General features: G+C 63.3%; 13 protein-coding genes. 12 read left to right on the top strand and 1 reads right to left on the bottom strand.

What is annotated here, in order from left to right; translation table 11 throughout:
- Window positions 1-8: 8 nt before the first annotated feature.
- From lfgF to ACEUCR_RS13920, 8 genes are all read left to right on the top strand, one after another.
- Window positions 9-743, top strand: a complete 735-nt coding sequence (gene lfgF, locus ACEUCR_RS13955) for a lateral flagellar basal-body rod protein LfgF (protein WP_408790882.1) — start codon at window positions 9-11, stop codon at window positions 741-743.
- A gap of 66 nt (window positions 744-809) precedes the next feature.
- Window positions 810-1,595, top strand: coding sequence for a lateral flagellar basal-body rod protein LfgG (gene lfgG / locus ACEUCR_RS13950; RefSeq protein WP_042001600.1), 786 nt, complete (start codon window positions 810-812; stop codon window positions 1,593-1,595).
- Window positions 1,595-2,266 (top strand): flagellar basal body L-ring protein FlgH, encoded by a 672-nt coding sequence (flgH, locus tag ACEUCR_RS13945; RefSeq protein ID WP_042001604.1) that lies wholly within the window; start codon window positions 1,595-1,597, stop codon window positions 2,264-2,266. The genes lfgG and flgH overlap by 1 nt, the downstream gene beginning before the upstream one ends.
- Window positions 2,267-2,274: 8 nt before the next feature.
- Window positions 2,275-3,378 (top strand): lateral flagellar basal body P-ring FlgIL, encoded by a 1,104-nt coding sequence (gene fgIL, locus ACEUCR_RS13940; RefSeq protein WP_408790878.1) that lies wholly within the window; start codon window positions 2,275-2,277, stop codon window positions 3,376-3,378.
- A gap of 9 nt (window positions 3,379-3,387) precedes the next feature.
- Window positions 3,388-3,780, top strand: a complete 393-nt coding sequence (locus tag ACEUCR_RS13935) for a rod-binding protein (protein ID WP_042001610.1) — start codon at window positions 3,388-3,390, stop codon at window positions 3,778-3,780.
- A gap of 52 nt (window positions 3,781-3,832) precedes the next feature.
- Window positions 3,833-5,152, top strand: coding sequence for a lateral flagellar hook-associated protein LfgK (lfgK, locus tag ACEUCR_RS13930; RefSeq protein ID WP_392441302.1), 1,320 nt, complete (start codon window positions 3,833-3,835; stop codon window positions 5,150-5,152).
- 76 nt (window positions 5,153-5,228) lie between these two features.
- Window positions 5,229-6,128 (top strand): lateral flagellar hook-associated protein LfgL, encoded by a 900-nt coding sequence (gene lfgL / locus ACEUCR_RS13925; protein WP_408790874.1) that lies wholly within the window; start codon window positions 5,229-5,231, stop codon window positions 6,126-6,128.
- Between the two features lie 18 nt (window positions 6,129-6,146).
- Complete coding sequence (locus tag ACEUCR_RS13920) at window positions 6,147-7,151, top strand: hypothetical protein (protein ID WP_408790871.1); 1,005 nt, start codon at window positions 6,147-6,149, stop codon at window positions 7,149-7,151.
- A gap of 68 nt (window positions 7,152-7,219) precedes the next feature.
- Here ACEUCR_RS13920 and fliB read toward each other — a convergent pair whose 3' ends face one another.
- Window positions 7,220-8,392 carry a flagellin lysine-N-methylase gene (gene fliB / locus ACEUCR_RS13915; RefSeq protein WP_408790869.1) on the bottom strand — a complete coding sequence of 391 codons (1,173 nt, stop codon included), beginning with the start codon at window positions 8,390-8,392 and terminating at the stop codon, window positions 7,220-7,222.
- Window positions 8,393-8,625: 233 nt separating this feature from the next.
- Here fliB and lafA (ACEUCR_RS13910) point away from each other — a divergent pair, with 233 nt between their 5' ends.
- From lafA (ACEUCR_RS13910) to lafC, 4 genes are all read left to right on the top strand, one after another.
- Window positions 8,626-9,489 (top strand): lateral flagellin LafA, encoded by an 864-nt coding sequence (gene lafA, locus ACEUCR_RS13910; RefSeq protein WP_408790866.1) that lies wholly within the window; start codon window positions 8,626-8,628, stop codon window positions 9,487-9,489.
- 174 nt (window positions 9,490-9,663) lie between these two features.
- Window positions 9,664-10,530 (top strand): lateral flagellin LafA, encoded by an 867-nt coding sequence (lafA, locus tag ACEUCR_RS13905; protein WP_408790863.1) that lies wholly within the window; start codon window positions 9,664-9,666, stop codon window positions 10,528-10,530.
- Between the two features lie 118 nt (window positions 10,531-10,648).
- Window positions 10,649-11,932, top strand: a complete 1,284-nt coding sequence (gene lafB, locus ACEUCR_RS13900; protein WP_392441317.1) for a lateral flagellar capping protein LafB — start codon at window positions 10,649-10,651, stop codon at window positions 11,930-11,932.
- 39 nt (window positions 11,933-11,971) lie between these two features.
- Complete coding sequence (lafC, locus tag ACEUCR_RS13895) at window positions 11,972-12,364, top strand: lateral flagellar export chaperone LafC (RefSeq protein ID WP_042001628.1); 393 nt, start codon at window positions 11,972-11,974, stop codon at window positions 12,362-12,364.
- Window positions 12,365-12,438: the final 74 nt, after the last annotated feature.

The raw sequence follows: 12,438 nt of genomic DNA, 5'->3' as shown, positions 1-12,438 counted from the left end.
GCTAACCCGTGGAAAAGCTAATCTACACCGCCATGTCCGGCGCCCAGCACTCGTTGCTGGCCCAGCAGATCCGGGCCAACAACCTGGCCAACCTCAACACGACCGGCTTTCGGGCCGACTTCGAGCGGGTCTCGGCCTACGCCCTGAGCGGGGATGGCTACCAGAGCCGCGTCATGGCGCGGGAAGAGCAGGCGGGCACCGACTTTCGGGCCGGCGCCCTGATGCAGACCGGGCGCAAGCTGGACGTGGCCGTGCGCGGGGAAGGCTTTCTGACGGTACAGACGGCGGACGGGACCGAAGCCTATACCCGGGCCGGCAATCTGGAGGTGGACGCCGATGGCCTGCTCAGCCTCAATGGCCGACCCGTGCTCGGGGATGGCGGCGAGCTGGTGGTGCCGGCCTACCGGGATCTCAGTTTCGGCAACGACGGCTCCCTGAGCATCACGCCCCCGGGTGGCGGCGCCCGCCTCGACGTGGGACGGCTCAAGCTGGTCAACCCGGCGGCCAATGAACTGGTCAAGGGCACGGACGGCCTGTTTCGCCTGCGCCAGGGGGGGGAGGCCGAGGCGAGCGAGAACGTGGTGATGGCCTCCGGCTTCCTGGAGGGGGCCAACGTCAACGCGGTCGACGAACTGATCGGCAGCATGGCGCTGACCCGCAACTTCGAGTTGCAGGTCAAGCTGATGAAGACGGCGGACGACCAGGCCCGCCAGGGCGCCCGCCTCATCTCGGGGCAGGGCTGACCCCGGGGCCAGCCATTTCGGATCCGGTCAGGGACCGGCTCCTCATGAACGCAGTGGAGAGAGACGATGCACGCAGCATTATGGGTCAGCAAGACGGGGCTGTCGGCACAGGATGCCAAGATGGCCAGCATTTCCAACAACCTGGCCAACGTCAACACGGTCGGTTTCAAGCGGGATCGGGTGGCCTTCGAGGATCTGTTCTATCAGGTTCAACGCCAGCCGGGTGCCCAGCAGGATCAGCAGAATCTGGCGCCGATCGGCATCCAGATGGGCAATGGCGTGCGGGTGGTCGGCACCCAGAAGGTGTTCACCTCGGGCCAGTTCCAGAACACCAATCAGGAGCTGGACATGGCGGTGGTCGGGGCCGGTTTCTTCGGGGTAGAGCGCCCGGATGGCGAGACCGCCTACAGCCGCAATGGCCAGTGGCATCGCAGCGCCGAAGGGCTGCTGGTCAACGCGGATGGCCTGCCCATGCTGCCCCAGATCCAGATCCCGGACAATGCCACCAAGATTTCCGTCGGCACGGACGGCACAGTGAGCGCCACCCTGCCGGGTCAGCAGGAGAACGTGGAGCTTGGCCGTATCACCCTGACCAACTTCGCCAACCCGGCCGGACTGGAGGCCCTGGGGGGCAACCTGTACCGGGCCACCGGGGCCTCCGGCGAGGCGATCGAAGGGGTACCGGGTGAAGATGCCATGGGGGCCATCAAGCAGTACACCCTGGAGAGTTCCAACGTCAACGTGGTGGAGGAGATGGTGGACATGATCACCACCCAGCGCGCCTACGAGATGAACGCCAAGGTGGTCTCGGCGGCGGACCAGATGCTGAAGTTCGTGACCCAGGCTCTGTGATGATGAGCGTGTTAAGGCAGAGTCTCTGGCTGGTGCTGCTGCTCGGTGGCTGCGCCACCTATGAGCTGCGCGCCCCCGAGCCGGGTGAAGAGCAGTGGGCGCCGTCGCGCCCCAACCTGCCCGCGGTGGCCAGCGGCGAGGATGGCAGCCTCTATCGCGACAACTATATGTTCACCCTGTTCCAGGACAGGCGGGCCTACCGGGTCGGCGACATACTGACCGTCATGCTGGAGGAGCGAACCCAGTCCAGCAAGAAGGCCAACACCAGTACCAGCAAGAGCAGCAGCCTCAATGTGCCGGCCCCCTCCATCGGCGGCGTGTCCCGGCCCGACTGGGGGGCGACCCTGAGCGCGGATCGCGACTTCGATGGCGGCGCCACTTCCAGCCAGCAGAACACCCTGTCCGGCGCCATCACGGTCACCGTGGCCGAGGTGATGCCCAACGGCGTGCTCGGCATTCGCGGCGAGAAGTGGATCCGCCTCAACCAGGGGGATGAGTATGTGCGCCTCGGCGGCATGGTGCGGGTCGAGGATATCGATCAGAGCAACCGCATCTCTTCCCAGCGCATCGCCGATGCCCGCATCACCTATGCCGGGCGTGGCGCCCTGGCCGACAGCAATCAGATGGGCTGGCTGAGCCGCTTCTTCAGCTCCGCCTTCGCGCCATTTTGAGGACCCCTATGAACAAGTTGCTTCTGACCCTCTGCTGTCTCGTGCTGCCCCTGCTGGCCACGGCGGCCCCCAGCAAGCGCGCCCTGCTCGACATAGTGGACGTGCAGGGGCTGCGTACCAACCAGCTGGTGGGCTATGGCCTGGTGGTGGGTCTTTCGGGCACGGGGGATCGCAGCCAGGTCAAGTTTACCGGCCAGTCCATGACCAACATGCTCAAGCAGTTCGGGGTGCAACTGCCCGACGACATAGACCCCAAGCTCAAGAACGTGGCCGCGGTCTCGGTGCAGGCGACCCTGCCCGCCCTGGCGGGCAAGGGGCAGCTGGTGGACGTGACCGTCACCTCCATCGGCGATGCCAAGAGCCTGCGGGGCGGCTCATTGCTGCTCACCCCCCTGCGCGGCATCGATGGCGAGGTCTACGCGGTCGCCCAGGGCAACCTGGTGGTGGCCGGGGTCAAGGCGGAGGGGCAGTCCGGCTCGTCCGTCACCATCAATGTGCCGACCGCGGGCATCATTCCCAACGGCGCCATCATAGAGCGGGAGGCGGTGAACAACTTCGCCAGCAAGCCCGAGGTGACCCTCAACCTGCATCAGCCGAACTTTCGTACCGCGCGCAACGTGGAACGGGAGATCAACCGCCAGCTCGGCCCCGTTGCCAAGGCGGTGAGCGCCGGACGTATCCAGCTTGCCGCCCCCAAGGACGAGAGCCAGCGCATCTCCTTCATGGCGCTGCTTGAGGACATCCAGATCGATCTGGGCAAGGAGCGGCCCAGGGTGGTCTTCAACAGCCGCACCGGCACCGTGGTGATGGGGCAGGGAGTCAAGGTGCGCAAGGCGGCGGTCAGCCATGGCAGCCTGACGGTCACCATAGGAGAGAGCCAGACGGTGAGCCAGCCCAATGCCTTCTCCAACGGCCAGACCACCACCACCCCCAACTCCCAGATCCAGGTCGATCGGGAGCGCAACAACATGTTTGTCTGGCCGGAAGGCACCTCCCTCGAGGTGATCGTCAAGGCGGTCAATTCCCTGGGGGCGACCCCGGATGACGTCATGGCCATACTGCAGGCCCTCGATGAGGCGGGTGCCCTCGAAGGCGAACTGGTGGTCATCTGAGGATTTATCATGACTAAAATCACGTCCGAACCTGGTTTTTATCAGGATCTCAACGAGTTGCAGCAGATCAAGAGCAACCCGGACCAGCGGGCCGCCCTCGACGCCGCCGCCGGCCAGTTCGAGGTGGGTTTCCTGCAGACCGTGCTCAAGCACATGCGGGCCGCCACCGATGCCTTGCAGGATGAGGATGACAAGCTGATCAAGGGGGAGGGGCTCTACCGCGACATGTATGACAGCCAGCTCGCCATGAGTCTGGTGCAACGCGGCGGCCTGGGGCTCAAGGAGCAGATGGTCAGGCAACTGGATCCCGCATTAAAGAATCCCGACACCCTGGTCGCTTCACAGGAGCAGGGACTGGCCGCCTTCCAGCAGCCCCTGACCCGGATGAAGAAGCCGGGCTGAGGCGATGCCAGGCCCCTCCTCCCCCAACTGCCAACATAAGGAAAGCTGACAGATGTCACTGCTCAATATCGGCTTCAGTGGTCTCAACGCCGCCCAGATAGCGTTGAATGTCAGCGCCCAGAACATCGCCAACGCCAACACCACAGGCTATTCGCGCCAGGAGGCCATGATGGGCAGCCTGTCCGGTTTCGGCCGGCTGGACAACGGCATGGGGGTGGAAGTGGTCGGGGTGCGCCGGATCACCGATGACTACCTGGTGGCCCAGCACTGGCGGGCCGGTTCCACCCTCGGCTCCTCTTACGCCTTCCATCAGTACATCAACACCACGGAGCAGCTGCTCGGCAGCGAGTCCATGAACATCGCCAAGGGGCTCGACAGCTTCTTCTCCTCCCTCAGCGCCGCCCTGGACAGCCCGGAAACCCCGGCCCAGCGCAGCCAGATCGTCAGCTCGGCGGGGGCGCTGGCCAACCGTTTCAACCAGCTGAGCGAGAGCCTGCTCACCCAGGAGAAGCAGATAGACGATCAGCTCAACGGCAGCGTCAGCCAGGTCAACAGCTACCTGAGCCAGGTGGCCGAGCTCAACAAGCAGATCGGCGACCAGGCCTCCAAGGGGGTCAACACTTCTGTGCTGGAAGATAGCCGGGATCAGGTGATCCGCGAGCTCTCCACCCTGATGGAAGTCAGGGTCAATCGCCAGAGCGATGGCTCGGTGGCCCTCAGCCTGCCCCAGGGTCAACCCCTGGTACTGGGGGCGAGCAGCAGCACCCTCTCCATCAAGGGGGACACCCTCTCCCTCCATTTCGGGCCCCAGACGTTCGAGGTTCCCCAGCTCGGTGGCGGTACCCTGGCCGGGATCCTGGCCTATCGGGTCGAGGTGCTGCGCCCGACCCGGGACGAGCTGGGCCAGATCGCCAGCAAGCTGGCCGATGAGTTCAACGCCAAGCAGATGAACGGCATCGACCTCAATGGCGGCGCGGGCAAGGCGCTGTTCGTCTACGACCCCCTGGATCCCGCCGGTACCCTCAAGCTGGCCGCCGGGTTCAAGGGGGACGATCTCGCCTTCGCCCAGGCGGGGGGCGGTCAGGGGGACAACCGCAACCTGCAGGAGCTGCTCACCATCAAGGATGGCCAGTACGACGCCTACGGCAGCCTGCTCGGCAAGATGGCGGTACAGAGCGGCCAGGCCAAGGCCGAGCTGGATGCCAATGCGAATCTGGAGCAGCAGCTCTCCCTCAAGCTGAGCAGTGTCAGCGGCGTCAACACGGACGAAGAGGGGGTCAAGGTGATGGCCTATACCAAGGCCTACCAGGCCAATGCCAAGGTGATCAGTACCTCGGATCAACTCTTCACTTCTCTCCTGAACATGTTCTGAGGCTAGCTCCATGATTGTCAGCATCAGCAAATACCCGCTCTTCACCTTTTCCTGAACATGTTCTGAGGAATTCTCCATGCGCGTCAGTACCAACCAGATCCAGCTCAGCATGCTCGGCAACCTGCAACAGGGCTTCGGTGACTATGCCCGGCTCGACCGCCAGATAGCGAGCAACAAGCGGATCCTGCAACCCTCGGACGATGCCATCGGCAGCGTGCGCCTGCAGGGGCTGCACAAGGAGCAGACGGCCATGGCCCAGTATCAGAAGAACATCTTCAATGCCAAGAGCCAGCTCTCCCAGGGGGAGCAGCAGCTCGATACCATGACCAACATGCTGATGCGGTTGCGGGATCTGACCCAGCTGGCGGCCAACGGCAGCATGTCCCCCGATGACAGGGCCGCGGTGGCCAGCGAGCTGGCAGTGATCAAGGATGGTCTGCTGGATCTGGCCAATGGCCGCAACGAGAGCGGCTCCAGCCTGTTCGCCGGCAGCCAGGTCGACAAGACCGCTATCGTCAAGGATGCCGGCGGCAACTACCAGTATCAGGGGGACGCCCTGATGCGGGAGGTGGTGGTGGCCAAGGGGGTGACGGTGGGCATCAATCACACCGCCGACAGCCTCTTCATCCAGGGCGGCGACTTCTTCAAGCAGCTGGACGATCTGGTGACCCTGCTGGAGACCTCGACCGGCGATGTCAACGCCGAGGCGGGGGCCATGCTGGATCGCAGCCAGCACCTGCAAGACGAGATCAGCCAGATGGTGAGCGGCATAGGGGCCCGCATCAACCTGCTCGACCAGATAGACGAAGGCCATGCCGAGAAGACCCTCTATAGCAAGGAAGTGAGCAATCAGATAGAGTCCCTCGACTATGCCGAGGCGGTGACCAAGCAGGCCCATGTGCTGATGGCGCTGCAGGTGCAGCAGCAGGCCTTTGCCAAGGTCAATGGCCTCAGCCTGTTCAACTACATTCCCTGACACCAGTAAGGACCCAAGATGCAGATCCAGCAGACCCGATCGGGCGCAGTGGCCGAGGCCCCTGCCCAGCTCAAGTTGCGCGGACAGTCATCGGTCCAGGGCAAGGGCAAGGCGCGCCAGCAGGGGGCCATGGAGCGTCAGCCCAATGTGGCGCGCCTGGAGCGCTGGGCGCTGATCGGAACGGCCCAGCAGCGCATCGCCCATGCCCAGGGGGGCGAGCAGGCCCTCAGCCAGGTGTGGGGCGAGCTCAAGCGGCTGGAGCGCCAGCTCTCCCAGACCACCAGCGCCGGCGGTGAGATAGTGCAGCGCCTGCGCGCCCTCGAGGAGCGTCTGACCGGGGCGAACGCCCCCCTCACCGACGAACTCAAACCCAGGCTGCTCGGCAAGGACGACAGCCGGGTGCGCTATGGGGCCGAGCATCTGGAACTGCTGACCGCCAAGCCCACGGCCGAGCGACTGGTACTGGCCTTTCCCGTCAGCAACAGCGCGGTGGAAGTCATGATTCCGGCCGGTGCCCAGGGCCAGGAAGTGATCAGCCGGCTCGACACCGCCCTGGCCAGGGAGCAGATCCAGGCCAGGCTGAACGAGCAGGGCAAGCTGGAGCTGAGTCTGCCACAGGCGCACAAACGCAAGCTGGACGAACCCGTGCTCATCAGCGGCGAGGGGATCCGCATCCCGGCGGGCAACCCTGTGCCGGTGCGGTTCAAGCAGCAGCCAGGCCAGCTAGGTCTGCTGGGGGAGGGGCTTGGTCGCGGCGAGATCCGCCAGGAGCAGCGTCGCCTGCACAAGCTGCTCGGCGAGATAGAGCAGTCGGTGCGCGAGCTCAAGCAATTTCGCCAGAAGATGGTGCAGCAGCTTGACCGGGTAAAATCCCGCAGCCAGAGCCTCAAGCTGGAGGAACTCGAGCAGCTGCAGAGCCGACTCAATGCCCAGCTCAAGGAGGGGGGATTCGCCGGCACCATGGCGGGCCTGCTGGCCCAGGCCAATGTCTCCCGCCAGAACGTGGTGGCCCTGCTGGCCTGATCCCCTCGTGCGCCCGCTGATCCCACAACACCCCGTGACCCGGGGTGTTGTCGTTTCCGGCGCCCGGGTCAGCCCGTCTTGAGCAAGGCGTAGAGGGTGAGATCGCTGGCGAGACCCGATGCCTCCAATCCCTGCTCCAGGGTGCTCAGGAAGCTGGCGTTGTGCTGGCGAACCGTGTGATAGCTGTAGAAGAGATCCGTCACATCCCCCTCGGTCAAGGGGGCATCCCCCATGGCCAGCAGGCACAGATAGCTGCGCAGCAGGAAGTAGTCCGCGATCAGCAGGCGATAGGCCAGCTGCGGGCTCTGCTCCTTGGCGGGGAACTGGTTATGGTAGACGTAATAGAGCAGGTGATTCTGCTGGATATGGGGACGCTCTGCCAGGAAGGGGGCGACCCGCTCGTGCCAGCACTGGTGCAGGCTGGCGAGCTTTGCCTCATCGAACTCTCCCTCCAGCACCCGGTTGATGGTCTCCAGGCAGCGGGTCATGGTCGCGCGCCCGCGCCGCTGCTGGTTCTGGTTGTTGAGCATCAGCAGATGGGTGAGGGTGCGCAGCGCCCACCACTGGATCTTGCCGATGAAGGGGAGCTGGGCGAACGCCGTGGCGAGCTGGCCCTGCTCTATCATGGGCACCATCTGCGCGAGGAAGGTCTGGTTCGATACCTGGCTCTCATCCCTGTGGATCAGCATGCCGATGAGCCAGAGCCGCTCCTCCACCGTCATGGCGTCCGCCAGCAACACATCGATGCTCAGCATGTGCAGTGAGGCCAGGGCTGGGGGGACGGCCCTGGGCTTGCCCTTGCCGGTGAAGGGGGTCGCCTCCATCGCCATGGCCTGGGGATCGAGCAGCACCCGGCGGCTCACCTCCGGGCAGGAGAGCACCAGGCTGCGCCTGTGTTGCTCGCCAAACTGGCTTTGCAGCCTGGGGTAGCTCTTGCAGGTCTGGCTGAGGGCCTCGGGGCCCGCCTGCTTGTGGACATTGCACAGGCCGACACCGTCGAGGAAGGGGCAGGCCCCCGCCTCGTTCATGCGGATGGTGCCCCAGTGATCGTTGGATTTTTTCACCTTCTGGATATGCTGTTTGGCCGTGCTCTGGATGAGTTGGTCAGGGTGGCTGACGTAGTGGCGATAGGTCTGCTTGTCGATGGAAATGGTCCAGCCATGGCAGCAGTTGTCCTCGCATCGATCGCCGATACATTGAAATTGCTGGTAATACCTGGGGGTCAGCAGGGTGTGGGCCATCTTTTCTCCTTGGGCGGCGTGGACCTCATGGTCGAGCGGGTGGCTGCCCGCATCGATCTCTGTGGCCCAGGCACTGCAAGAAGGGTGCCCGAAGTGACGAGGTGGTGGCGACAGGGGGCGGTGGAAAATTTTAAAAAAGAGCGATCGCCATTTCATTTTCCCCTCTGGACGGTCGCTCTTGAGTGGAGTCAACCAATCAGCTGCCCGGCAGCATCTCACTCGAGGAAACGACCATGGGTCTGTCCATTCATACCAACTTCGCCTCTCTGACCACTCAGAGCCAGCTGAACACCACCAACAAGATGCTGGGCACCGCCATGCAGCGCCTGGGTACCGGCCTTCGCATCAACTCCGCGGCCGATGACGCCGCCGGTCTGCAGATGGCCACCCGCCTGCAGGCCCAGTCCAACGGCCAGAAAGTGGGCATGCGCAACGCCCAGGATGCCGTCTCCATGATGCAGACCGGTGAAGGTGCCCTGGACGAGATGACCAATATCGTCCAGCGCATGAAGGATCTGGCCACCCAGGGTGCCAACGGCACCACCAGCGCCGAAGACTACACCGCCCTGGACGCCGAGTTCGGTGAACTGGCCAAGGAACTGGCCAACATCACAGACAACACCACCTTCGGTGGCCAGTCCCTGCTGAAGAAAGGCGCAGGCAACTTCGAGAAGGGTGCCGTCAAGTTCCAGATCGGTGGCACCGCCGCCGAGACCCTGAGCGTCGACATCTCCACCGACCTGAAGAAGGTGACCGGTTCTACCGGTGGTTCTGGCCTGGATGGCGCCGCTCTGAAGGCCGGTATCGGTGATCAGACCAAGGCTTCCGCCGCCATCACAGAGATGGAAACCTTCCTGAAAGACATCGGCAGCGCCCGTTCCTCCTTCGGTGCCAATATCAACCGTCTGGAGCACACGGTGAACAACCTCTCCAACATGAAGGAGAACACCGACATGGCGAACGGCCGCATCATGGATGCCGACTTCGCCCAGGAGACCACCAACATGACCAAGAACCAGATGCTGATGCAGGCTGGCATGTCCGTGCTCTCCAACTCCAACCAGATGACCGGCATGGTGACCTCCCTGCTGCGTTGATGGCCGTGGCACTCATCCCCTGGATGAGTGCCTTTTTCCTCTTCCTCCCTTCCTGTCCGTTTCCGCTTTTCCCGCATTTTTTCAGTCATCCATTCAAGTCTTGCATCGCATCTGTCGCTTCTCTTCTTCGTACGGTTATCCGCTGCGGTTGCAGCCTTCTTCGAGGAATAGATCATGGGTTTGTCCATTCATACCAACTTCGCCTCTCTGACCACTCAGAGCCAGCTCAACACCACCAACAAGATGCTGGGCACCGCCATGCAGCGCCTGGGTACCGGCCTGCGCATCAACTCCGCGGCCGATGACGCCGCCGGTCTGCAGATGGCCACCCGCCTGCAGGCCCAGTCCAACGGCCAGAAAGTGGGTATGCGCAACGCCCAGGACGCCGTCTCCATGATGCAGACCGCCGAAGGGGCCATGGACGAGATGACCAATATCGTCCAGCGCATGAAGGATCTGGCGACTCAAGGCGCCAACGGCACCGCGAGTGCGGAAGACCGTCTGGCCATAGGTACCGAGATGAAGGAGCTGACCGCCGAGCTGAAGAACATCAGCGATAACACCCGCTTTGGTGGTGAGGCCCTGATCGGTGCCGGTGGCAAGTTCGAAGCTGGCACTGTGACCTTCCAGATCGGTGGCACCGCCGCCGAGAAGCTGGACGTCAAGGCCGACACCAACGTCAAGGCGGTCAACACCGCCATCACCACGGCGACCACCGATCTGGCCACCGCCGACGTGGCGGCGAGCGCCCTGGCGTCCACTGACTTCAATGCGCAGATCACCAAGATGGAAGATGCCCTGGACGCCATCGGGACAGCTCGCTCCCAGTTCGGTGCCAACATCAACCGTCTGGAGCACACGGTGAACAACCTCTCCAACATGAAGGAGAATACCGACATGGCGAACGGCCGCATCATGGATGCCGACTTCGCCCAGGAGACCACCAACATGACCAAGAACCAGATGCTGATGCAGGCTGGCATGTCCGTGCTCTCCAACTCCAACCAGATGACCGGCATGGTGACCTCCCTGCTGCGTTGATGGTGATGACAGGCTGCCCCCTTGGGCAGCCTGTTCTTATTGCCTGTCCATGGGAAAGCAGACGCCTGTGTTTTCCCATCGACATGCCGGATGAACCTAGTCTCAAGGGTGTAGCAAGATGCAGATAGATCCCTCCTCCATGGCCTCCCAGCTGATCGCCGCCGAACGTCAGAACATGGATGCCCTGCTCAATCGCCAGATGGCAAGCGTCAAGGCGCAGCAGACGGCGCTGAGCACGCTCAATACCAAGCTCTCCACCTTCCAGACCATGCTCAAGGACTTGAACAAGGCTTCCACCCTGCAAGCCCAGAAGGCCACCCTGTCCCAGGAGGGCTTCATGACGGTGACCAGCAACGGCAAGGCGAGCTCGGGGCAATACAGCTTCTTCGTCGAGCAGCTGGCCCAGGCCCATCAGCTGGGGGTGCAGCTCGACAGCGACACGGATCCCCTGCCGGCGAGCGGCACCCTCTCCCTGGCGGTGAAGGGCAAGACCCTGAACGTGGATCTGGCGGCCCTGCCGGCGGGGGCGACCGTCAAGGACCTGGTCTCCCACATCAACAACGCCACGGACAACCCCGGGGTCAAGGCGACCCTGGTGCGCACCGATGGCAAGGTCAACCTGGTGCTGACCGGCAAGGAGACAGGGGAAGAGAACGCCATCAGCCTGAGCTACAGCGGCGATCCGGCCAGTGCCTTCGCCACCGCCCTGGCGGCCCGCACCGATATCACCAGGGCGCAGGATGCCAAGTTGCGGATGGGGGGAGACAGCCCGCTCACCATCACCTCGGCCAGCAACAAGCTGGAGAATGTGGTCGATGGCCTCACGCTGGAGCTGACCAAGGTCCAGGCGGCCGGGGATCCTCCCATGCAGGTCACCATAGGGCAGGATACCGAGGCCGTGACCGGCTCCCTCAAGCAGTTTGTCGACAGCTACAACGAGCTGGTGGGGGAGCTGGCCAAGATGACCGCCAGCGATCCCAAGTCACCGGGCGCCCTGGCCTCGGACAGTGGGGTGCGCGGTCTCAAGAGCCTGCTGGCCGCCAAGGTGCGGGATCTGCCCAATGGCCTGACCCTGCACAATCTGGGGATCAAGACCGACAAGGAAGGCAAGCTCTCCTTCAACGAGACCGACTTCAACAAGGCGCTGGAGAAGGATCCCGAGCTGCTTGGCAAGGCGCTGATGGGGGATGATGGCCTGCTCAAGCGGATGAGCAACGCCATGGATCCCTATACCAGGCGGGACGGGGTGCTCAAGGGGCGCAAGACGGGTCTGGAGAACAACCAGCGCCGGCTGGACGAGCGGATGGAGGCGCTGGATCGTCGCATGGAATCCGCGTATAAGCGCTACCTCAATCAATTCACCACCATGAATCAGATGATGCAGACCATGGGTTCCCTGTGAGTCGATGTTCGCGTTTTACCCTGAATAAGCGAGTCTTCCATGTTTGAACACCAAGATGGCTATGATGCCTACCAATTTGCCGCGACGCAGGCCAAGGCCGCCAGTGCCGACCCCCATCAGCTGGTGCTGATGCTGATGGATGGCCTGCTCGACGAGATGGCGCGGGCCGAGGGCCATATCCAGGTCAAGCAGTACGAGCGCAAGGGGCAGGCCATCAACAAGTGCCTGCAGATCCTCGGCGGCCTCGACAGCGCTCTGGACATGGAGAAGGGAGGGGAGCTGGCCGCCAACCTGCACCGTCTCTATGACTACTGCGGTCAGCGCCTGTTCGAGATCAGCGTCAGCAATGACCTGGCGGGCTTTGCCGAGGTGCGCCGCATCCTGCTCGAGCTCAAGGATGGCTGGGAAGCCATGGCGGTCAACAAGGGGTGAAGCGGGCGGAAGCTGCGCTTCCCAGATACCCGCTGGCCATGACCCAATACATTGATAATTCATCATTATTTTAT

The sequence above is a fragment of the Aeromonas bivalvium genome, from assembly GCF_046078285.1.
Lineage (GTDB): Bacteria > Pseudomonadota > Gammaproteobacteria > Enterobacterales > Aeromonadaceae > Aeromonas > Aeromonas bivalvium.
This window is presented reverse-complemented; position numbering and strand designations above follow the sequence as displayed.

What these genes read in the sequence shown, in the direction of transcription:
- lfgG (WP_042001600.1), top strand. Translation starts at nt 810, where the DNA reads ATGCACGCAGCATTATGGGTCAGCAAGACGGGGCTGTCGGCACAGGAT.
- flgH (WP_042001604.1), top strand. Translation starts at nt 1,595, where the DNA reads ATGATGAGCGTGTTAAGGCAGAGTCTCTGGCTGGTGCTGCTGCTCGGT.
- fgIL (WP_408790878.1), top strand. Translation starts at nt 2,275, where the DNA reads ATGAACAAGTTGCTTCTGACCCTCTGCTGTCTCGTGCTGCCCCTGCTG.
- ACEUCR_RS13935 (WP_042001610.1), top strand. Translation starts at nt 3,388, where the DNA reads ATGACTAAAATCACGTCCGAACCTGGTTTTTATCAGGATCTCAACGAG.
- lfgK (WP_392441302.1), top strand. Translation starts at nt 3,833, where the DNA reads ATGTCACTGCTCAATATCGGCTTCAGTGGTCTCAACGCCGCCCAGATA.
- lfgL (WP_408790874.1), top strand. Translation starts at nt 5,229, where the DNA reads ATGCGCGTCAGTACCAACCAGATCCAGCTCAGCATGCTCGGCAACCTG.
- ACEUCR_RS13920 (WP_408790871.1), top strand. Translation starts at nt 6,147, where the DNA reads ATGCAGATCCAGCAGACCCGATCGGGCGCAGTGGCCGAGGCCCCTGCC.
- fliB (WP_408790869.1), bottom strand. Translation starts at nt 8,392, where the DNA reads ATGGCCCACACCCTGCTGACCCCCAGGTATTACCAGCAATTTCAATGT.
- lafA (WP_408790866.1), top strand. Translation starts at nt 8,626, where the DNA reads ATGGGTCTGTCCATTCATACCAACTTCGCCTCTCTGACCACTCAGAGC.
- lafA (WP_408790863.1), top strand. Translation starts at nt 9,664, where the DNA reads ATGGGTTTGTCCATTCATACCAACTTCGCCTCTCTGACCACTCAGAGC.
- lafB (WP_392441317.1), top strand. Translation starts at nt 10,649, where the DNA reads ATGCAGATAGATCCCTCCTCCATGGCCTCCCAGCTGATCGCCGCCGAA.
- lafC (WP_042001628.1), top strand. Translation starts at nt 11,972, where the DNA reads ATGTTTGAACACCAAGATGGCTATGATGCCTACCAATTTGCCGCGACG.